Source organism: Frankia sp. CoBUL1 (genome assembly GCF_978021245.1).
In genome coordinates, this window is record NZ_CDXDOS010000009.1 from 4,438 (window position 1) to 24,433 (window position 19,996).

Annotated in this window: 15 protein-coding genes and 1 pseudogene; 7 read left to right on the forward strand and 9 right to left on the reverse strand. The window is 70.4% G+C overall.

The window, feature by feature from the left end; genetic code table 11:
• Positions 1–394: 394 nt before the first annotated feature.
• The 4 genes from AC08OX_RS02050 to AC08OX_RS02065 all read left to right on the forward strand — a co-directional run bounded on the left by AC08OX_RS02050 (position 395) and on the right by AC08OX_RS02065 (position 3,609).
• Positions 395–1,681, forward strand: coding sequence for an aminotransferase class V-fold PLP-dependent enzyme (locus tag AC08OX_RS02050; RefSeq protein ID WP_476606233.1), 1,287 nt, complete (start codon positions 395–397; stop codon positions 1,679–1,681).
• Between the two features lie 212 nt (positions 1,682–1,893).
• Positions 1,894–2,112 carry an antitoxin gene (locus AC08OX_RS02055; RefSeq protein WP_035730384.1) on the forward strand — a complete coding sequence of 73 codons (219 nt, stop codon included), beginning with the start codon at positions 1,894–1,896 and terminating at the stop codon, positions 2,110–2,112.
• Positions 2,109–2,519, forward strand: coding sequence for a PIN domain-containing protein (locus AC08OX_RS02060; protein WP_476606234.1), 411 nt, complete (start codon positions 2,109–2,111; stop codon positions 2,517–2,519). The genes AC08OX_RS02055 and AC08OX_RS02060 overlap by 4 nt, the downstream gene beginning before the upstream one ends.
• A 400-nt stretch (positions 2,520–2,919) precedes the next feature.
• Positions 2,920–3,609, forward strand: a complete 690-nt coding sequence (locus AC08OX_RS02065; RefSeq protein WP_476606235.1) for a response regulator — start codon at positions 2,920–2,922, stop codon at positions 3,607–3,609.
• A 300-nt stretch (positions 3,610–3,909) separates the two neighbouring features.
• Here AC08OX_RS02065 and AC08OX_RS02070 read toward each other — a convergent pair whose 3' ends face one another.
• A complete protein-coding gene (locus tag AC08OX_RS02070) occupies positions 3,910–4,617 on the reverse strand; it encodes a hypothetical protein (protein ID WP_476606236.1) in 708 nt (235 codons plus the stop codon).
• A 1,499-nt stretch (positions 4,618–6,116) separates the two neighbouring features.
• Entirely contained in the window at positions 6,117–7,532 is a 1,416-nt protein-coding gene (gene pyk / locus AC08OX_RS02075; protein WP_011436116.1) for a pyruvate kinase, read from the reverse strand.
• Positions 7,533–7,801: 269 nt separating this feature from the next.
• On the opposite strand from pyk, the gene AC08OX_RS02080 reads away from it, so the two are divergent.
• Positions 7,802–7,978: a hypothetical protein gene (locus AC08OX_RS02080; RefSeq protein ID WP_023841550.1), complete on the forward strand. Its 177-nt coding sequence runs from the start codon at positions 7,802–7,804 to the stop codon at positions 7,976–7,978.
• Positions 7,979–8,097: 119 nt separating this feature from the next.
• Here the strand turns inward: AC08OX_RS02080 and AC08OX_RS02085 are convergent, their stop codons facing one another.
• The 3 genes from AC08OX_RS02085 to AC08OX_RS02095 all read right to left on the reverse strand — a co-directional run bounded on the left by AC08OX_RS02085 (position 8,098) and on the right by AC08OX_RS02095 (position 11,170).
• Positions 8,098–10,023 (reverse strand): ABC transporter ATP-binding protein, encoded by a 1,926-nt coding sequence (locus AC08OX_RS02085; RefSeq protein ID WP_476606237.1) that lies wholly within the window; start codon positions 10,021–10,023, stop codon positions 8,098–8,100.
• Positions 10,024–10,126: 103 nt separating this feature from the next.
• Positions 10,127–10,948, reverse strand: coding sequence for an enoyl-CoA hydratase/isomerase family protein (locus AC08OX_RS02090; protein WP_476606238.1), 822 nt, complete (start codon positions 10,946–10,948; stop codon positions 10,127–10,129).
• Positions 10,949–10,951: 3 nt separating this feature from the next.
• The gene (locus AC08OX_RS02095) at positions 10,952–11,170 is read right to left on the reverse strand and encodes a helix-turn-helix domain-containing protein (protein ID WP_009399485.1); all 219 of its coding nucleotides are present in this window, start codon (positions 11,168–11,170) and stop codon (positions 10,952–10,954) included.
• A gap of 635 nt (positions 11,171–11,805) precedes the next feature.
• Here AC08OX_RS02095 and AC08OX_RS02100 point away from each other — a divergent pair.
• Positions 11,806–13,284 (forward strand): hypothetical protein, encoded by a 1,479-nt coding sequence (locus tag AC08OX_RS02100; RefSeq protein ID WP_476606239.1) that lies wholly within the window; start codon positions 11,806–11,808, stop codon positions 13,282–13,284.
• Here the strand turns inward: AC08OX_RS02100 and AC08OX_RS02105 are convergent.
• A complete protein-coding gene (locus AC08OX_RS02105) occupies positions 13,192–14,217 on the reverse strand; it encodes a cation diffusion facilitator family transporter (protein ID WP_476606240.1) in 1,026 nt (341 codons plus the stop codon). The genes AC08OX_RS02100 and AC08OX_RS02105 overlap by 93 nt on opposite strands.
• 38 nt (positions 14,218–14,255) lie before the next feature.
• Positions 14,256–15,869: an ABC-F family ATP-binding cassette domain-containing protein gene (locus tag AC08OX_RS02110; protein WP_011436109.1), complete on the reverse strand. Its 1,614-nt coding sequence runs from the start codon at positions 15,867–15,869 to the stop codon at positions 14,256–14,258.
• A 459-nt stretch (positions 15,870–16,328) separates the two neighbouring features.
• Here AC08OX_RS02110 and rfbB point away from each other — a divergent pair, with 459 nt between their 5' ends.
• Positions 16,329–17,333, forward strand: a complete 1,005-nt coding sequence (rfbB, locus tag AC08OX_RS02115; RefSeq protein ID WP_476606241.1) for a dTDP-glucose 4,6-dehydratase — start codon at positions 16,329–16,331, stop codon at positions 17,331–17,333.
• 22 nt (positions 17,334–17,355) lie between these two features.
• Here the strand turns inward: rfbB and glgA are convergent, their stop codons facing one another.
• Positions 17,356–18,585, reverse strand: coding sequence for a glycogen synthase (glgA, locus tag AC08OX_RS02120; protein ID WP_476606242.1), 1,230 nt, complete (start codon positions 18,583–18,585; stop codon positions 17,356–17,358).
• A 57-nt stretch (positions 18,586–18,642) separates the two neighbouring features.
• A pseudogene (gene glgC / locus AC08OX_RS02125) lies at positions 18,643–19,871 on the reverse strand (glucose-1-phosphate adenylyltransferase).
• Between the last annotated feature and the right edge of the window lie 125 nt (positions 19,872–19,996).

Genomic DNA, 19,996 nt, shown 5'->3' on the forward strand with positions numbered 1-19,996 from the left:
GCCGACAGACCGAACTCACCGCCCAGATCGACGACGAACCCGTCATGCCCCCACGCGCCACCCTCAGCAAGATCGCAAACCACATCGATACGATCATCGAAGTCGGCACCGACCTTCAGCGCAAGGCCCTCGTCGAAGCCCTCATCCACGAAGTCAAGATCCTCGGCCCCGGACGGTTCCAACCAGTCTTCAAAGTCCCCAGACCCGCGCCGACCGAGGCCGCCGCAGCCGCCCTACCAGCCACAACGCCCCCGAAGGGAGCGGTTCGTACAATGCCAAACATGGTGGGGCGGGTGGGACTCGAACCCACGACCGACGGAAACACCGTCGCAACCACGACGTCCATACCGTCGGCACGGTGCCGCACGCGTCGTCGAGGTGTCACCCTGTTCCCGTGGACACACCGTCGATCCATCAGCCCCGCCAGCGCCGGTTCACCGACAGCGACGATCCCGGGCCGAACGAAGATCCCGAGCAGCTCCGGCTCTTCCACCGCTGGCGTGCGGCCCGGTCACCGTCGTCGGTGGTTCATCTCGACTCGGCCGGTGCGGCCCGCCCCAGTCGGGCCACGATCGCGGCCGAGGCCGCGTACCTGGAGCGCGAGAGCGCACTCGGCGCGTACGCCGCCGAGGTGGAGGCAGGCAGCGGGCTCCACGCCACGCGGGCCAGGCTCGTCAGCCTGATGGGCCCGGGACTCGACGCTGATGACCTGAGCTTCCACCATTCGGCGAGCGCGGCTTTCGCCAGCTTGCTGATGGCCTGGCGGCTCCCCGCCGGGGCGAGGATCGGCGTGGTACCAAGCGAGTACGGGTCCAACATGCTCGTACTCGCCGCCCGGGCGCTGCGCACCGCGGTCTCGCTGGTCGATCTTCCCGTCGACGAGACCGGGGTCATCGACGTCGAGACGCTCGACCGGGCCGGAGTAGCCTGCGCCGACGCACCCGGGCGCATCGGTCTCGTCGACCTCGACCTCGTGGTGTTTCCGCAGGTGCCAAGCCAACGGGGCATCGTTCAGCCGGCAGCCGCGATCGGTGCGCGCTGCGCGGCCGAAGGCGTCCCCCTGGTACTCGACGTGGCGCAGTCCCTCGGCCAGGTCGAGGTGCGCCAGACCGCGGCCAGCGCCTATATCGGAACGTCGAGAAAATGGCTCTGCGGGCCACGAGGAGCAGGATTTCTCGCCGTCCGGAAAGGCAGCGTCGATCTTCTTGATATCGCCGTGCCGAGCCTGCACAGCGCACGCTTCGACCGCAACGACCGTCCGGTTCCTCTCCCCGGACTGGCCCGGCTCGGGATAGGCGAGGCGGCGACCGTGTCCCGCATCGGCCTGGGGCAGGCCGTCACGGAACTGACGGATTCCGGCCCGTCACTTGTCTTCGCCCGCATCGCGCGGCTGGCCGGTCAGGGAAGACGCCTTCTCGACGGGGCCGGCGGCTGGCGGGTGCGCGAGGACCCAGATTCACCGTGCGGCATCATCACCATGCAACCGCCCCCCGGCACCGATCCGGTGGCCGTCCGGGACCGGCTCTACCGAGAGGACCGGGTGCTCACCAGTGCCATCCCCGTGGAGCGCTCCCGGGATCTCACCGGGCCGGTCCTCCGCGCGAGCGCGCACGTCTATACCGATCCGGCGGAGTTCGAAAGGCTGGCCATGGGGCTCGAACGCATCGCCTACGATCGTTGACGCCCCGGCGGCCACCTGCCCGCAGGCCGACCAGCCAGCGCGTCTTCGGCTGTCGCCGCCCTCGTACGTGCCGCCAGCACCGCCGCCTCATGCCACAGCGTGCCCGCGCTACCGCCATCTGACCGAGTCGGCAGCAGACACCTGGTATATACTATCGATAGCTATCATGTGCGGGAGGCGTTGTGGCGGACACGGCGATCGCGAGGCTCTTCATGCACGGCAGAAGCCAGGCAGTGCGGCTCCCGAAGGAGTTTCGGCTGCCCGGTGACCGGGTGCGCGTCCGGCACATGGGAGACGGCGTGCTGCTGGAGCCGATCGCGTCCGATGTCGACGCCTGGTTCGCCGAGCTGGACCGTTTCGTGGACGTGCCGCTGTTCGAGGACGGCAGGAACCAGCCGCCGACGCCCGCCGGGGAGGACTTCTTCGGGTGAACTGCCTCCTGGACACCAGCACTGTGGTCGCACTGCTGCGGAACAAGCCCGTCGGCGTGCGGGAACGGTACCGGGAGGCGGAAGCGTCAGAGGATTATCTCGCGCTCTCGTCGGTCGTCCTGTTCGAGCTGTGGTACGGCGTGGCGAAGAGCGCTCAGGTGCCGGAGAACACCGAGCGCCTGCGGATACTGCTCTCCGGTGACCTGGACCTGCTTGACTTCGATGACGAGGATGCCCGTGCTGCCGGCGAGGTGCGCGCCGCCCTGGGGAAGGCCGGGACGCCGATTGGCGCCTACGATCTGTTGATCGCCGGGCAGGCACTGCGGCGCGGGCTGACAGTCGTTACGGCGAACACCTCGGAGTTCAGCCGGGTCACCGGCCTGAGCTGGGAGGACTGGACGAGCTAGCCGTCGTCGGCGCCCGCTGCCGGGGTCGTGCGCACAGCACGGTCTGCCTGGCTCCAGGCACGCCGCTGGCGTAGCACCCATTGCCTGCGCCGACGCCGACGAACTCGCCGCGAGCCGCTAGCACGTCCGAGCCGCGCTCGGGCGTGGACGGCCGACGATCTACGATCGTCTTCTGATGGACGTGTCCCTCGTGACGCTCGCCACGCTGGGCCCTCCCCATGCTCCACCAGCCACCCGGTGGGGATCTGCTGAAATGGTTGGCGTCGCTGGATGCGGTGTCCCCGACGCACCCAGCGATCGGTGGCGCCCCCACGCTCCGCCAGCGGGCACCAACGCCCGTACGGCCTGACGAGGTCTGTCGCCTCGTGGCCGGCAAGTCCGGGAGAACGACTGGACCAGCATGAGCGTAGCGAACGGAACCACAGTACCCGCAGTACCTGGCGCCATCACCGTGGCGGCAGTAGACGATCACCCGATCGTGCTTCGCGGCCTCGCGGACCTCCTTCACGGCGTCGAGGACTTCAGGCTGATCGGCACCGCCCACTCCATCGAAGCCCTGCTGGCCGGCCCGGGGCGCGGCGCCCAGGTGATCCTGCTCGATCTCGATCTCGGCGATGGCACCGCGCCGCCCCATAACATCCAGCGGCTGCTCGCGGTGGACCGCGCGGTCGTGGTTTTCAGCGCCGCGGCGGCTCCCGCGACGGTTCGCGACGCGATGCGCGCCGGCGCGTCGGGCTTCGTCCCGAAGACCGACGACATCGAGGATCTGGCCACCGCGATCCGCGCCGCCGCCGCGGGAACGGGGTGGATCTCGCCGCAGCTGGCATTCCTGCTGCTCACCGATGACGCTACGGACAAACCGGATCTGTCGCCCAAAGAGGTAGAAGCACTGCGTCTCTATGCGACCGGAATGCCCATGAAGACGGTTGCCCACAAGATGAACGTCTCCCCGGAAACGGCGAAGCAGTACATCGATCGGGTCCGGTCGAAATACCGCAAGGCCGGGCGGGACGCGAGCACCAAGGTCGACCTCTACAAACTCGCGGTGGAAGACGGTCATCTCAACCCCGGTGCCGAGGGAACGGCCTGACCGCGCCACCAGAGTGATCACGAGGAGGTGGACCCGGCGCGCGCCCTCGCGCCACCCCCCGCACAGCGGGAGAGCGCGCGCCCGATCAAGGAACGGAACACCTCGGCGGACATCCCCTGGCCCGGCGGCCTGTCCTCCCTGTGTCCCCTTGCCTCCCCCGTGTCTCCTTGACCAGGAACATCCTCGCGGACAATGACGATTCGGTCATGACCCACATCCACCGAATCCGTTGTCCCCCGTCAAGGGGTCAGCGGAAGGACTTCGAAGCACGACCGCCGAGACCGGATCGATGCGGACAGGTCATCTTCGAGGGGGCTTCGTCCTCGGCTGGAGCAGCATCGCCCCGATCAGGGCGAGGAGGCCGGCGCCGAGGCACACCGCGATCCCTGCCTGTGGACGGATCGAGATTGCATCCGCGGAAATCGCGCGGAACGATGCGAGGGTCGGCGGCCCGTAGACCCGGTCCAGAGCGGTGATGATCACGATCAGAACTGCGATGATTCGGGCGAGGGCGACATCGATCGCACCGGCAAGCGGCCGACGCACCAACCGTCCCACCCCGATGGCACCGAGTATGACCGCCAGGACACCGATGGTGCGCCCGTCTCCAACCACGAGACCGCTGAACGTACGTGTCTCGTCGCCGCTGGACATCTCGCTCCACGGCAGGACGGAACCGATGCCGGCGCCGACGGCCGCCAGCACCACCATCAGTGCGGCGACCGGCCGGGGCGGGACGACCGGCCGGGGCGCGGTGGCCGGTGGGAAAGCGGACGGCGTCGGCTGTTCGGACGGCCTTGGCTGTTCGGACGGCCTCGACGGACGATGCGTCTCGGGCAAGGCCTGCGGACGCGGGACAACCGGCCGCGGCCCCGGGTCCGTACGCCGTTCCTGATCCTGCAGGTCATGGTCGTCACCCGCGCCCCGGTTCCGCCCGGGATGCGCGTGCAGTCGGCGGTCGAAGGCCTGGTCAGGGTAGGAGGCGGGGTAGGAATAGGCATCGGTCACCGGCTCGCCGCCCTGCCCCGCGCCGGAGACCGGTAGGGGCCACGCCTCGTCCCTCGTGCCGGAGGGCATCGGATCCGGCTTGAGATCGGGCCTGAGCTGTCGGCGCACCCGCATGGTCCGCGGGTCGGCGGAACGCGACGCCCGTGGACGACCACGATCATGATCGAGTACATGGTCATCCCCGTCGGTACGGGCGGCCGTCCGACGCCCAGCCGGGGCCTCCAGGGGGTCCCTTCCAGGTTCTCGATGATCCCGGACGGGAACGGGCGCCGGCACTCCTCGCGGCCGAGGACCCTCCTCAACGCCGGGAACGGGTGGCACCCTGGCACCGGAACCGGCGGAGGTCCTTGAGACTTCGCGCTCGAACCACGCGGGTCGGGGCGGTGTCGGCATCGGTGTCGGTGCCGGCGTTGGGGAGGCACTCGTACGGCCGGGCGTCGAACGCGCGGTTCCGGCCGAACTGACCGGATTCCCCGTGCGGCTCGGGGGAGGCGGTGCCGCGGGACTACCCGAACGGCTCGCGGCCGGTGACGCCGCCGCCGGGGTGGGCGGGGGTGAGACGGGCGGCCCAGGCCACGAAGCCGGGGGCCGTCGGACGGCGCCGCGCCCCTGGCCGGAAGCAGGCTGGCCGGAACCGGACTGGCCGGGTGTGCCGGTCTTCGGTGGCGTCGACCGCTTCGATGATTCCGGGGTGTCCGCCGCGGCTGGCCGGGCGGGAGCCGGCGGCACCGACCGCTGCCCGCCGCCCACGGACCGCGCCGGTGAAGCTCCTCCCAAGGGTGGAACCGACGTCGGCGGGATACGGCCGGTACCCTGCCGCGGGGCGGCAACCGCGCTCCCCGCGCTCCCGGGGTTTCCCGGCTTTCCGGGGTTTCCCGGCTTTCCGAGATTCTCTGTCTTTGTCGTGCTCTGCGGGCTTCCGGCCCGCTCCGCACCGCTCCGGCCGGCCGGATCCGCATCAGCCGAACTCGCACTCGCTGCTCGTCCGCCCTGGGAGGAGGTCGGATTCGGCGCACGGGCGGACGTGGCGGCCGCGTTCCTCCCGGCCCCCGGGCGCGGTGCGGTCTTCTCCGTGGTCCCACCGCTCTGCCCGGTCCGGGGTACTCCGGTTTCGGGATTGGCCGCGGCGTCGCCGTTCGTCGACCGGGCGTCGGACGCCTGACCGTCCGTCCCACTTCCCTGCTCGGCCATCCCACCACTTCCTGACATACACCGTATGCAACAGGCCGCCGGCCGACCCGGTACGGACCGGAGGCGGCCGGGCCCGGGCCGTACCACGCCCCCAGCTTGTCCGCCTAGGCCCAGCTGGGCCTCATCATGACAGTCATCGGTCCACGCCTGACATGTGCCAGAACGGCAACGGCACAACGGGGGCCGCGCCGGCGGGCCGCCGGTGACCGGCGGACTCGGCGTCGGCGCGGCTCGGGGTGCTCGAGGTATGCCAGTTCTCGGTCAGGGATCAAAGATCAGGGATGCGACGCTGACGCCAGACGGTGGGGTCAGATGGCCTCCCCGATGCGATGGACCCGCATCATGTTGGTCATGCCGGCCACGCCCGGCGGCGTCCCGGCGACGACGACCACCAGTTCACCCGGCTTGCATCGGCCAATATGGAAGAGGGCGCTGTCGACCTGGCGGACCATCTCGTCCGTGCTGTCCGCGAACGGCACGAGGAAGGTTTCCACGCCCCAGAAGAGCGCCATCTGGTTGCGAACAGCCGGAATCGGCGTGAAGGCCAGCACCGGGACCTCGGTACGGTACCGGGCGAGTCGCCGGGCCGTGTCACCACTGAGGGTGTGGGCCACGAGGTAACGGGCGCCGACCGCGGCTCCTACCGACGCGGCGGCCTGGGCGAGTGCCCCACCGAGCGTGCGCGGTTCGGTCCGCAGGGGCGGTATCCGGCCGAGGTCGGCCTCGGCGGTCTCGATGATGCGCGCCATGGTGGCCGTGGCCTCGATGGGGTAGGCACCGACGCTCGTCTCCGCCGACAGCATGATCGCGTCAGCGCCGTCCAGGACGGCGTTGGCGCAGTCACTGGCCTCGGCACGGGTCGGCCGCGGCGCGCTGACCATGGACTCGAGCACCTGGGTCGCGACGATCACCGGCTTGGCCCGCTCCCGGGCCTGGCTGACGGCGCGCTTCTGCACGAGCGGCACGTCCTCGAGCGGCAGCTCGACCCCGAGATCGCCACGGGCGATCATCAGACCGTCGAACGCCTCGATGATCTCGTCGAGCTCGGCGACCGCCTGCGGCTTCTCGATCTTGGCGTGGACCGGAACCCGGATCCCCACCTCATCCATGATCGCATGCACCGCCGCGGCGTCCACGGCGCTCCGGACGAAGGACAGTGCGACCATGTCCACCCCGAGGTTGAGAGCGAACCGCAGGTCAGCGGCGTCCTTCTCGGTGAGCGCCGGGACGGTGAGCGCGGCGTTGGGAATGTTCATCCCCTTGTGGTCGCTCACCGGCCCGCCGACAACGACCGTGGTGTGGACGTCGGTGTCAGTCACCCCGTCAATCTGCAGGACCAGGCGGCCGTCGTCGACCAGGACGCGATCCCCGGCCGCGACGTCGCCCGGCAGGCCCGGGTAGGTCGTGCCGACCTGATGCTGATCGCCGGGAACATCACGGATCGTGACGGTGAACCGCTGACCGGGCAGCAGGGTGACCCCGCCGTCGGCGAAGTTCCCCAGCCGGATTTTCGGTCCCTGGAGGTCGGCGAGCGTGCCGACGCTGCGGCCGGCCGCCTCCGCGGCCTCGCGCACCCGCGCGTAAGTGACGGCATGCTGTTCGTGTGTTCCGTGGGAGAAGTTCAGTCGGGCAATGTCCATTCCCGCGTCGACGAGGGCCCGGACCTTCTCTGGCGAGCTGGTCGCGGGGCCGAGGGTACAAACAATCTTGGCTCTACGGGGCACACCCAGAGCCTAAGTACTGATCGTCGGTCATTGCACACGGGGGCCACCGGGAGGCGCGCGCGGCGGCCCGAGAAGTAGTCAGATCAGGCGTATCCGTTATATGCTGCACGTGGTCGCGCGGCGGCGTACCGTTCATATCGTCCGCGCCACACTCCTGTCGGTTGACGCGTGTGATACGGGAAAGACGGCAAGGGCGCCGGACGTTCCTGGGATCCGCTTCCTCGGATGCGGAAGTCGGTAGGGCACGATCGAGTCCCCCCGGAGCCGATATGAAACAAAATCCCGCCATCCACCGCCAGCCGTCCGGCGACATCGACATCGCCGTCGCCGACGTCATGGCTCCCGCCGAGACCAGCGTCGTCGCCTCGGAGGTGCACGCCGGCAGCGCGGCCGGCGAGAGCTCCCCCACGGCCGCAGCGCTTCGTTCGGCCGAGCCCGGATCTTAGGCCATGACGGGCGGCCGTGGTCCGCGACCGGCTGCGGACCACGGCCGGTCGCCGCCCACCTGTCGGGTCGGCGCGACGCCGGCCGCCCGAACGTGGCGCGCCCGGATGTGGCCCAGGAGTCAGACCCCGACCGGTGGGGCACTGGCCCCTTCGGCCCACCCCGCACCAGCACCGACGGGCGTGACCGGGGCGAACTGGGTCCGGTACAACTCGGCATAGAGCCCGCCGCGGGCCAGCAGCTCCTCATGGGTCCCGCTCTGCACGATCCGCCCGTCGTCGACCACCAGAATGCGGTCGGCGTCGCGCACCGTGGACAGCCGGTGCGCGATGACCAGGGATGTCCGTCCCACCAGCGCGGCGGTCAGCGCCTGCTGCACGCCGGCCTCGGACTCGCTGTCGAGGTGCGCGGTGGCCTCGTCCAGCACGACGATGCCCGGTTCGCGCAGCAGCAGCCGGGCGATGGCCAGCCGCTGCTTCTCCCCGCCGGACAGGCGGTAGCCCCGGTCACCGACGACCGTGTCCAGGCCGTCCGGCAGGGAGCGCACGAGCGGCCCGATCCGCGCCGCGTCCAGAGCGGTCCACATCTGCTCGTCCGAGGCGTCCACCCGAGCGAAGGCCAGGTTCGCGCGGATGGTGTCGTGGAACAGATGCGCGTCCTGGGTGACCACACCGACAGCGAACCGCAGGGACCGAAGGGTGAGATCGCGGACGTCGTGCCCGCCGATGCGTACCGACCCCGACCGCACGTCGTACATGCGCGGAACGAGCTGGCTGATCGTCGTCTTGCCCGCTCCGGACGGGCCGACCAACGCGATCACCTGCCCCGGCTCGACCCGGAAGGTGACATCGTGCAGCACCGGCGTGGGCACCCGCGGGTCGAGTACGGCGACCGACTCCAGCGACGCCAGGGAGACCTCGTCGGCGGCCGGATAACGGAAACCGACATGATCGAACTCGATGGTCGCCGCGCCGGCCGGCAGATCGACAGCGCCCGGCCGGTCGGCGATCGCCGGCTCCAAATCGAGCACCTCGAAGACCCGCTCGAAGGACACCAGCGCCGTCATGACGTCGACGTGCACGTTGGAGAGCTGGGTGAGCGGCCCGTAGAGTCGTCCGAGGTAGGCCGTGAGCGCGACCAGGGTACCGACCTCCAGGCTGCCCTGGGCAGCGAACCGACCGCCTATACCATAGACGATCGCGGTCGCGAGCGAGGCGACCAGGGTGAGCGAGACGAAGAATATGCGGCCGTACATGGCCTGGGTCACCCCGATGTCACGCACCCGCCCGGCCCGAACACGGAAGTTCTCGTCCTCCCGTTCTGCCGAACCATACAGTTGCGCGAGCATCGCTCCGGACACGTTGAATCGTTCCGTCATCGTCGTGTTCATCTCGGCGTTCAACCCGTAGCTCTCCCGGGTCAGCCTGGCCAGGCGGGGCGCGAACAAGCGGGCCGGAATAATGAATACCGGCAGCAACACGAGCGAAACGAGGGTGATCCGCCAGGACAGCACCAGCATCGCGGCGAGCACGAATCCGGCGGACAGAATATTCGACAGCACCGACGACAGCGTGTTGGTGAACGCCGACTGCGCGCCGAGCACGTCGTTGTTCAACCGGCTGATGAGCGCCCCGGTCTGGGTCCGGGTGAAGAAGGCGAGTGGCTGGCACTGCACGCGCCGGAACACCTGGCTGCGCATCTCGTAGATCAGACCCTCGCCGATCCGGGCCGAGAACCAGCGCTGCGCGAGCGACAGACCGGCGTCCAGGAACGCCAGGCCCGCGACGACCGCGGCGAGCGCCTGCACGAACCCCACCCGGTGGCGCACGATGCCGTCGTCGATGATCGCCTTGAAGATCATCGGAACAACCGCACCGACAGCCGAGCTGAGCACGATGAGCGCGAGAAAGTAGGCGAGCTGCCGCCGATGGGGGCGGGCGAAGGCGACGATCCTGCGCAGGGTGCCAGGCCGTAGCGAGGTCCGGGTGACCGAACGGTCCTGTTGGAAGGTACGCATCGTGGACCAACCGTCCGTTCCCGGTCGCATCAGCCCTCCCTGGCGGCGGTGCTTGGTGTGTAACGAGGTAAGCAGGAATTGCGGACGGGCATTCCCGCAGCGGATGCGGCCCGTCGGGCGTGCTGGCTGCCGCTCACCCCGCCGCGGGGTCGTCACCGGCAGCGGAGCGGGCGATGACGACGCGTTCCCAGGCCTCGTCCTCGGCCCGCTCGTCGAGACGGCCGGAGCGGGTGGCGGGACGGGAACGCCGCGCGCCGTGCATCAGCGCCTTCACCTCGGCCGCGATATCGCGGGGAACCGCGAGGAGCGCCGCGACCAGCACGCCGACCTGCTCGTCCAGCAGCTCACGCGGCAGGACTCGCTGGGCCAGCCCGATCCTGGCCGCTTCGTCGGCGGCGAGCTCGCGGCCGGTCAGGCAGAGGTCCAGGGCATTCGCGTATCCGAGGAGCTCGACCAGCGGACCCATGGCACCGGCCGCGGGCAGGAGGCCGTCACGCGCCCAGGTCAGCCGGAAGCGCGCATCCGCGGCGAGGACCCGCAGGTCACAGGCGACCGTCACCGCGAGACCGAGGTCGCCGACCGTCGTGTCCACGACGGCCACACTGATCAGGTCGGACCGGTCGGAGACCCGCCCCATCGCGTCGCGCCACGCGCGATAGCCCGCAGCCGGGGACAGCCGCCCCACGGCGTCCGCAGGTCCTCCCTCGCCCACCCGGGGTGCGGGGTCGGTGAGGTCAGCGGCCGGCGGGGGGCGATGACCCATCCGGACAACCAGGACCCGGACCTCACCGGTCAACCGACGCAGTTCGCCGGCCAGCGCCGACGCGAGAGCCGGGAACGAGCCGGCCCCGCCGGTATCACCGAGGTCCGTCATCCCGATCGTGACGAGAGGCCCGGCGACCCGCACGCGCAGCCCGGCCGCCGCCGCCGCTACAGCGGCGGCGGGGACCGCCATGATTCAGGCGCTTTTCTTCTTGGTGCCCCGGGTCGCACCACCCCGGCCGCGCAGGGTCGTACCGGACTCCGAGAGGATCCGGTGGACGAACCCGTACGAACGACCAGAGGACTCGGCGAGCAGGCGGATGCTCTGCCCACCTTCGTACTTCTTCCGAAGTTCGGCGGCAAGCTTGTCCCGCTCGGCGCCGGTGATCCGGGTTCCTTTCCTGAGCTCGGCCAACGTGGCCCCCTCCGTGTTCGATGATCTGCGAACCGATCTTCACTCAGCTTGAGTAAACGCGCCACTCGAAGCAGATGTGATCCATCACACGCGACGCCGGTGCATGACCGTGCCCTCGCGTTCCTTCCTCCATGCCGGCGGTCACCAGCGATGGCACGGGTCGCACCCACCCGCTGGCACAGCAGGCGCGCATGGCCGACAGTGCTACCGAGACCAGTGTCCCCAATCCCCGGTACGCGGCCCGACAACAGCATCGGCGCGTCGCCACGAACATCGTCATCTTCGCGATCGAGATCTTCTCTCGATGCAACGCTGCAGGTACGACCATCAGTCGATCACTGTACAGAGCGAGCCGACGGACCGCGAACGCGGCCGATCGATTCGACTGATTCCTCACATCCGACACCGGTTGGCCACCTCGTCGGGGCCGGCCCGCTCCCGTGCCAAGGCCCGATCCGGCGAGACCGCGGACGGCTCGTCGCACCCCCGCCGGCACCTCCGGCATCCGGATCGGAAGCAACTGCGGCGCTGGGAGCGAACCGGACTCGTTACCGTGCAGTGGTGGTCGGTGACGTAATGATCTCCTGGTCGGCACCGAAGGTGCCCAGCTACGCGGTCTGCCTCGGTACGGACCGGTGAGCGCGACGGACGGCGCCTCCGGCCCGACCGCTGTCGCCGCCTCCAGCCGGTCGCCCGGACCGCGTGGCGGCCTGTCCCGGCCCTGGGCTGGGTCCGCCGGGCATACCGAGGCCAGCGAGGCGGCGCTGTGGCTCATCCTGGTGGCCTGCGGTCTCGTCGGTATGTTCCTCGTCTCCGCCGGCGACCTTGATCTGGGCATCGGTGACCCGCCGCTGCGCGGCGGATGGGCTCCCCGTCTCGATTCCCTCGTCCTGGTCCCGCTCGCGATCGCCGTGGTCGTGGTTGCCCTCACCGCCTGGTGGGCCTCGACCATCCCCCCGGCGGCCACCCCGAACACCCCGAACACCCCGAACACCCCGGCCATGGCGACCGGCCCGACGAACAGGCTGCCCTGGACCGTCCTGCTCGTCCTGGGCTACGTCGGATCGCTGGCGTGGAGCGGCACGCTCGCGCTGGTCGCACCCGGGGAGATCACGGCGGATCTTCGCATCCCGGCGGATCTCCTGGCGGCGGCGAAAGCCGTCGGTGACGATCCGCTCGGCTTCCTCGCCTCCTACACCGCGACCACCACGCACGCCGCGGCGGGGACCACGGCCGTCCTGCCGACCCATCCTCCGGGCCTCGTCCTGACCGTCTGGGTGCTCACCAGGGTGGGGATGCACGGCGCGGTCGCGATCGGGATGCTGTTCACCGCCCTGGGCACGCTGGTCGTCCCCGCCGTCTCGATCGCGGTGCGCTCGTTGTGCCATGAGACGGCCGCCCGGCGCCTGGTCCCCGTCCTCGTCCTGGCCCCGTGGAGCGGATGGATGGCGGCGTCCCCGGACGCCGTCACGGCCACCCTGGCCACCCTGGCCGTCGCGGTGGGGGTGGTCGGATGCGAACCGGGTCGGCGCTCGATGTGGTGGGCGCTGGCAAGCGGGCTGCTGCTCGGCCTCGCGGGGCTGTTCGGCTACGCCTCGGTCTGGCTTGGCGTGGCGGTCGCGGCGGCCTACTTCGTCCGCCGTCGCCCCATCCTCAACGTCATGACCGGCCTGGGTGCGCTTCTGCCGCTGTGGCTCTTCTACGCGTGGGGTTTCTCCTGGCCCGACGGGCTGGCCCTGGCGAGCGCGCCACGGCCGGGGCTCGCCGGCACGCTGGCCTGGATCGCCGTGGATCTGACCGTGGTCGTCCTCGTCGGCGGACCGGTTCTCGTCCGGGCGGCGCGCCGCCTGCGGCTGACCCCGGGCTGGCCGCTGCTGGTGGGGGCCGGCGCGACGATGCTGTTCGCGACGGTCCTCGGACTGGCCGAGGGCGACGTCGAAGAGTCCTGGCTGCCGGTTTTCCCCTGGTTGCTGGTGGCCGCGGTGGCGCCCCGTCCCCGACCGGAACTGCCTGGGGACAAGCTACGGGCGGGAAACCTGCCGGTGGTACTGATGTCCCTCGGCGCCCTGAGCGCGCTCGCGCTGCGGCTCTGCCTCGCCGGCGGCACCGGCTGACGGATCCCGTCGTCGACCCGGCTCGTCGCGGAGGATGTCGGGCTCGAGGAAGATGCGCAGCGGAACCGCCACCGCGGCCCGCAGCGCCGCCTCCGCGCCGTTGATGGTGGCGGCCACCTCGGGCATCGCCAGTTCCGCCCCGATACCGATCTTGGCTGCGACGAGCAGCTCGTCCGGCCCGAGGTGCAGCGTGCGCAGGTGGATGACCGTGGCGACGCCCGGGGCGGCGGCGAGCGTGCGGCGGATGGTGGCGACCATTGCCGGGGCGGCGGCCTCGCCCACCAGCATGCCGTACGCCTCGGTCGCCACGATGACGGTCACGATCAGCAGGAGCACTCCGATGGCCAGCGTTCCCGCGCCGTCCCAGGTCGGGTCGTCTAGTGCCAAGGTCAGTCCGACCCCGAGCAACGCGAAGATCAGCCCCAGCTCGGCTGCCAGGTCCTCCAGCAGGACGATGGGCAGTTCCGGGGCCCGCGCCTCCCGAATAAACCGCCACCAGGACCGGTCGCCCTTCGTCTTCTTCGACTCGCGCATGGCGGTCGCGAAGGAGTACGACTCCAGCAGCACCGCGATCAGCAGGACGACGACCGCGACCAGCCCGCTCTCCAGCTCATGCGGATGGCGCAGCTTCTCGACGCCCTCATACACCGAGAACAGCCCGCCGACGCTGAACAACACGATCCCGACCAGGAAACCGGCGATGTAACGCGCCCGCCCGTACCCGAAGGGATGCTCCTCGTCCGGCGGCTGGACGGAACGTTTCTGGCCGAGCAGGAGCAGGCCCTGGTTGCCGGAGTCGGCCACCGAGTGGATGGACTCGGCCAGCATCGACGACGACTGAGTGACCAGGAACGCGACGAACTTCGCCAGCGCGATACCCAGATTGGCGGCCAGTGCCGCCATGACCGCCTTGGTGCCGCCCTGCGTACTCACAAAGGTTCTCCGTTCGGTTCCCGGCGCAGGGTCCCTGCTCAGGCCAGGGTGATGAGCTCGGCCAGATCGGGTGACCAGTTGTCCTCGACCCCGTCCGGCAGCATCAGGACCTTCTGCGGGTCGAGGGCCTCGACGGCCCCCGGGTCGTGGGTGACCAGGACGACCGAGCCCCGGTACGTGGCGAGCGCGGCAAGCACCTCGTCGCGCGAGGCGGGGTCGAGGTTGTTCGTCGGCTCATCGAGCAGGAGAACGTTGGCAGAGCTGCAGACCAGTCCGGCGAGCGCGAGGCGGGTCTTCTCGCCGCCGGACAGGGTCTCGGCTCGCTGCTCCACGCTGTCTCCGCTGAACAGGAACGCGCCCAGGATGCGACGCAGCTCCACGTCCGACGTCCCCGGCGCGGCGGCCCGCATGTTGTCCAGCACCGAGCGGCTGGTGTCCAGCGTCTCGTGTTCCTGCGCGTAGTACCCAAGACGCAGACCGTGACCGGGATGCACCTGGCCGACGTCGGGCGCCTCCTGGCCCGCCAGGATGCGTAGCAGCGTGGTCTTGCCGGCACCGTTCAGCCCGAGGACCACGACCCGCGAGCCGCGGTCGATCGCGAGGTCCACACCGGTGAACACCTCCAGCGAGCCGTAGGACTTCGACAGTCCGGTGGCGGTCAGCGGCGTGCGGCCGCACGGAGCCGGGTCCGGGAAGCGCAGCTTGGCCACCCGGTCGGCGACGCGCGCCTCGGCGAGCCCGGCCGCGAGCCGCTCGGCCCGCCGGTCCATCTGATGGGCGGCCCGCGCCTTGGTCGCCTTGGCGCGCATCTTGTCGGCCTGCGCCTTCAGCGAGTCAATCTTCTTCTCGGCATTGGCGCGTTCCCGGCGACGGCGGCGCTCGTCCAGCTCGCGCTGGTTGAGGTAGGTCTTCCAGTTCACGTTGTAGACGTCGAGGGTGGCCCGGTTGGCGTCGAGGTGGAAGACCTTGTTCACGCACTTGTCGAGCAGGTCGACGTCGTGGCTCACCACGATCAGGCCGCCCGTGTGGGCGCGCAGGAAGTCCCGCAGCCACCCGATCGAGTCGGCGTCGAGGTGGTTCGTCGGCTCGTCGAGCAGCAGGGTCGCGTCGGCGTTGCCGGACCCGGCGAACAGGATGCGGGCGAGTTCGACCCGCCGCCGCTGCCCACCGGACAGGGTGCCGATGGGCTGGGCGAGCACCCGGTCGGCCAGGCCCAGCGACGAGCAGATCCGGGCAGCCTCCGCCTCGGCGGCATAACCGCCGAGCGTCCCGAATCGCTCCTCCAGGCTGCCGTAGCGGCGGATCGCCGCGTCCCGCGCCGTGGCGTCGACCAGCTCGGCCATCTCCAGCTGTAGCTTCTCCATCTCGCGCAGGAGAACGTCGAGACCGCGCGCCGACAGCACCCGGTCACGGGCGGTGTCGGCCAGATCGCCGGTACGCGGGTCCTGGGGGAGGTAACCCATCTCACCCCGAATGTCGACGGTGCCGGCGAACGGCAGCCCCTCCCGGGCAAGCACCTTCAGCAACGTTGTCTTGCCGGCCCCGTTGCGCCCGACGAGACCGATCCGGTCGTTCGGCTGCACCCGGAAGGATACGGGCTCGATCAGAGTGCGGGCTCCGGCACGCAGTTCGAGCTCGGACACAATGATCATCGAGGTAGGGCCTCTTTCGGGCTTCCAGACAACGCCGGGCGAGCGTCAGAGCGTTACACCGGCGACGTCGGGTTGACACGGACAACGGCGGGGACCCCACCAGAGCACGGCGAACCGGGACGACCGAGGTCGGGCACGGGGTAGGTCGGGCACGGGGTAGACCGCGCACCGTGCCCACCAGGGACGGCACGGTCGGGCGCGCGACGATCACGATACGACGATGCTCATCACCTCAAGAGTACGGAAGCCATCGGGCGCCGTGGCCGCCGGATAACCCTCGAACAGGTCCGCCACGCGCCAGAGCGTAAGGTGCCCCGTGCGCCCACGGTCACCCGCCGTCGTCCGGGTGGCCGCGCGCCGGCCAGGCCGCTGCCCGCCCGCCACGAGAACATGGGCGACGTCCGTCCACCGCCCAGCCGCATGCGTCGCCGCGCAGGCGCACCGATCGAAAGGCACACCATGTCGACGCTCCTCGTGACCGGAGCCGCCGGGTTCATCGGATCGAACTTCGTCCGCTACTGGCGGACGCGGCATCCGGAGGACGCGGTCGTGGCGCTCGACGCCCTGACCTACGCCGGCTGCCGGGAGAACCTCGCCGACGTCGCGGACCGCGTCACGTTCGTCCACGGCGACATCCGTGACCAGGAGCTCGTCGAGTCGGTGCTGCGGGAGCACTCCGTGGACGTGGTGGTGAACTTCGCCGCCGAGTCGCACAACAGCCTGGCGATCATCCGTCCCGGCGAGTTCTTCGCGACGAACGTGATGGGTACCCAGGCCCTGCTTGAGGCGGCCCGCACGGTCGGGGTGGCCCGCTTCCACCAGATCTCCACCTGCGAGGTCTACGGCGACATGGACCTCAACGACCCCGGTGCCTTCACCGAGGACTCCCCCTACCTCCCCCGCACGCCCTACAACGCGGCGAAGGCCGGCGGGGACCACGCCGTACGCGCCTACGGCTTCACCTACAACCTCCCCGTGACGATCACCAACTGCTCGAACAACTACGGTCCCTACCAGTTCCCGGAGAAGGTCATCCCCCTGTTCGTGACCCGGGCGCTGCAGGGCGAGTCGCTCCCGATGTACGCCTCCACCACGAACCGGCGCGAGTGGCTGCACGTGATGGACCACTGCCGGGCGATCGACGCGGTTCTGGACCGCGGGCGGCTCGGCGAGACCTACCACGTCGGATCCGGCGTCGAGGCGGACATCGAGACGATCGCCGACACGGTGCTCGCCGAGCTCGGCCTGCCCGCGTCGTTGAAGACGATCGTGCCCGACCGCCCCTCGCACGACCGCCGCTACCTGCTGGACTCCACCAAGCTGCGGACCGAGCTGGGCTGGACGCCGTTGATCGACTTCGCCGAGGGCGTGCGGTCGACCATCGCTTGGTACAAGGAGAACGAAGCCTGGTGGCGTCCGCTGCTCGGTCGCTCCCCGGTCTCCGAAACGGCCTGGACAAGCTGACGGCTCCAGCCGAGCTGAGGCGTCAGCCGCCGGTCAGCGATGCGTACAGCCGCGCGGTGCGCTCGGCGATCGCCGCCCAGCCGAACTCGGTGACGGCCCGGTCCCGGCCCGCATGGCCCATCGCGGCCGCCCGGACCGGGTCCGCGAGCACCTCGTTGACGGCCCCGGCCAGCGCGCCGGGGTCGCCGGGCGGCACCAGCAGACCGGTGACGCCGTCGTCGACGACCTCGGGAATGCCACCGACCCGGGAGGCGACGACCGCGGTGCCGCACGCCATCGCCTCCAGGTTGACGATGCCGAGCGGCTCGTAGACCGACGGGCAGACGAACACGGTGGCATGGCTGAGCAGCTGGATCACCTCCGGCTTCGTCAGCATCCCGGGCAGCCAGACCACGCCGTCGCGGCCGGCGCGCAGGCCCTCGACCAGGTCGGTGATCTCCGTGAGCAGCGCAGGGGTGTCCGGGGCCCCGGCACAGAGCACGAGCTGCGCCCGGGGGTCAATCGTCGCCGCCGCCCGCAGCAGCACCGGCAGCCCCTTCTGCCGGGTAATCCGCCCCACGAAGATCATCGTTGGCCGGGCCGGATCCACCCCGTGGCGTTCCAGCACGTCGGTCGCGGTGTCCGGACGGTACTCGTCGGTGTCGATGCCATTGCGGATGACGTGCACACGGGCCGGATCGACCGCCGGGTAGGCATCGAGGATGTCCGCCCGCATGCCCGCGCTGACCGCGACGGCCGCCGACTCGATCGCGACCCGCTCGCACCAGGACGACACCCGGTAGCCCCCGCCCAGCTGCTCGGCCTTCCAGGGACGCCGGGGCTCCAGCGAGTGCGAGGTCATCACGTGCGGGACGCCGCCGAGCAGCGCGGCGAGATGGCCACCGAGATTCGCGTACCAGGTGTGCGAGTGGATCACGTCCGCGCCGACCGCCGCGGCGGCCATGGACAGGTCCATCGACACGGTCCGCAGCGCGTCGTTCGCGTCGGCGAGCGCGGCCCAGCCCCGGTGCGCCGCGACCGCGGCGACCCCCGGGGCACCCGCCCTCTCGACCACCGGTCGGCCGACGGCGCCGGTCGACGGCGCCGCACCCGCGGGCCCGCCGCCCGCCGACCCGCCGCCCGGCGCCGGCCCCTTGCGGTGGACGGTGAGGTCGACCAGCCGGGCGAGCTCCCGGCTCAGGTACTCGACGTGCACACCCGCCCCGCCGTAGACGTCCGGGGGGTACTCCCGGGTGAGCATGGCGACGCGCATGTGCGGTCTCTCCCAACGGTGCCGTGACGGGACGGGTGCGGGCGGATGGCGGCCGGTTCAGTCGGCGATCGTGACGCCCTTGCCGACGACGGTGATGCCCTGCTCGCTCACGGTGTAGCCGCGGGCGCGGTCCCGGTCCTTGTCCACCCCGACCTGGGCGCCCGCCGGCACGTGCACGTTCTTGTCCAGGATGGCGTCGCGGACGACGGCCCCCCGGCCGACGAGCACGTTGTCCATGAGCACCGTGTGGTCGACCTCGGCCCAGGAACTCACCCGCACTCCCGGGGACAGCACCGACGAGCGCACCGTGCCCCCGGAGATGATGACTCCATTGCTGACGATGCTGTTCACGGCCGTGCTGGTGCGCTGCTGGCCGTCGTGCACGAACTTCGCCGGTGGCAGCGAGGGGATGCTGGTGAGGATCGGCCACTCCCGGTTGTAGAGGTTGAACACCGGGTCGAGCGCGCACAGATCCATCTGCGCCTCGAAGTACGAGTCGACGGTGCCGACGTCGCGCCAGTAGCCGCGGTCACGCACCGTCGTGCCCGGGACGACGTTGCCGGCGAAGTCGTACACCGCCGCCGCCCGCTGGGCCACGAGCATCGGGATGACGTTCCCGCCCATGTCGTGGACGCTGTCCTCGTCCGCGGCGTCCTTGCGCAGGGCGTCGATCAGCACGTCCGTCGAGAAGACGTAGTTACCCATCGAGGCGAACGTCTCCTCGGGGCTACCCGGCAGACCCGGCGGATCGGCGGGCTTCTCCAGGAACGCCTCGATCGTGCGGCCGTCTGGATGACCCCGAACGCCCTGCCCTCGGATCTCGGTACCCGCAGCCCGGCGACGGTGACGCCGGCTCCGCTGTCGAGATGCTGGGCGACCATCTGCCGCGGGTCCATCCGGTACACATGGTCCGCGCCGAAGACCACGACGATGTCCGGGGCGTCGTCGTAGACGAGGTTCAGCGACTGGTGGATGGCGTCGGCGCTGCCAGCGAACCATCGCGGCCCCAGCCGCTGCTGCGCAGGCACCGGCGTGACGTAGTTGCCGAGCAGGTTGCTCATCCGCCATGTCGTCGTGATGTGCCGGTCGAGACTGTGGCTCTTGTACTGGGTCAGGACCGCGATGCGCAGGTAGCCCGCGTTCACCAGGTTGGACAGCACGAAGTCGATCAGGCGGTACAGCCCGCCGAAGGGGACGGCGGGCTTCGCCCGGTCCGCGGTCAGCGGCGCCAGCCGCCGTCCGGCACCCCCGGCCAGCACCAGACCGAGGACCCGCGGGCTCGGCACAGACAGGCTCCCGTCTTCCGGCTCGATCTCCGAACGACCGGCGGGGCCGGACACCACGCCACGAGGCGGGAAGCCCGCCGAAATGGGCCGATGACGACGCCGATCGCCTGGTTCCGACCCTACAA

Bases quoted from the DNA above. Each gene is read 5' to 3' on its own strand.
- AC08OX_RS02055 (WP_035730384.1), top strand. From the start codon at position 1,894: ATGCACGGCAGAAGCCAGGCAGTGCGGCTCCCGAAGGAGTTTCGGCTG.
- AC08OX_RS02065 (WP_476606235.1), top strand. From the start codon at position 2,920: ATGAGCGTAGCGAACGGAACCACAGTACCCGCAGTACCTGGCGCCATC.
- AC08OX_RS02080 (WP_023841550.1), top strand. From the start codon at position 7,802: ATGAAACAAAATCCCGCCATCCACCGCCAGCCGTCCGGCGACATCGAC.
- AC08OX_RS02085 (WP_476606237.1), bottom strand. From the start codon at position 10,023: ATGCGACCGGGAACGGACGGTTGGTCCACGATGCGTACCTTCCAACAG.
- AC08OX_RS02090 (WP_476606238.1), bottom strand. From the start codon at position 10,948: ATGGCGGTCCCCGCCGCCGCTGTAGCGGCGGCGGCGGCCGGGCTGCGC.
- AC08OX_RS02110 (WP_011436109.1), bottom strand. From the start codon at position 15,869: ATGATCATTGTGTCCGAGCTCGAACTGCGTGCCGGAGCCCGCACTCTG.
- rfbB (WP_476606241.1), top strand. From the start codon at position 16,329: ATGTCGACGCTCCTCGTGACCGGAGCCGCCGGGTTCATCGGATCGAAC.
- glgA (WP_476606242.1), bottom strand. From the start codon at position 18,585: ATGCGCGTCGCCATGCTCACCCGGGAGTACCCCCCGGACGTCTACGGC.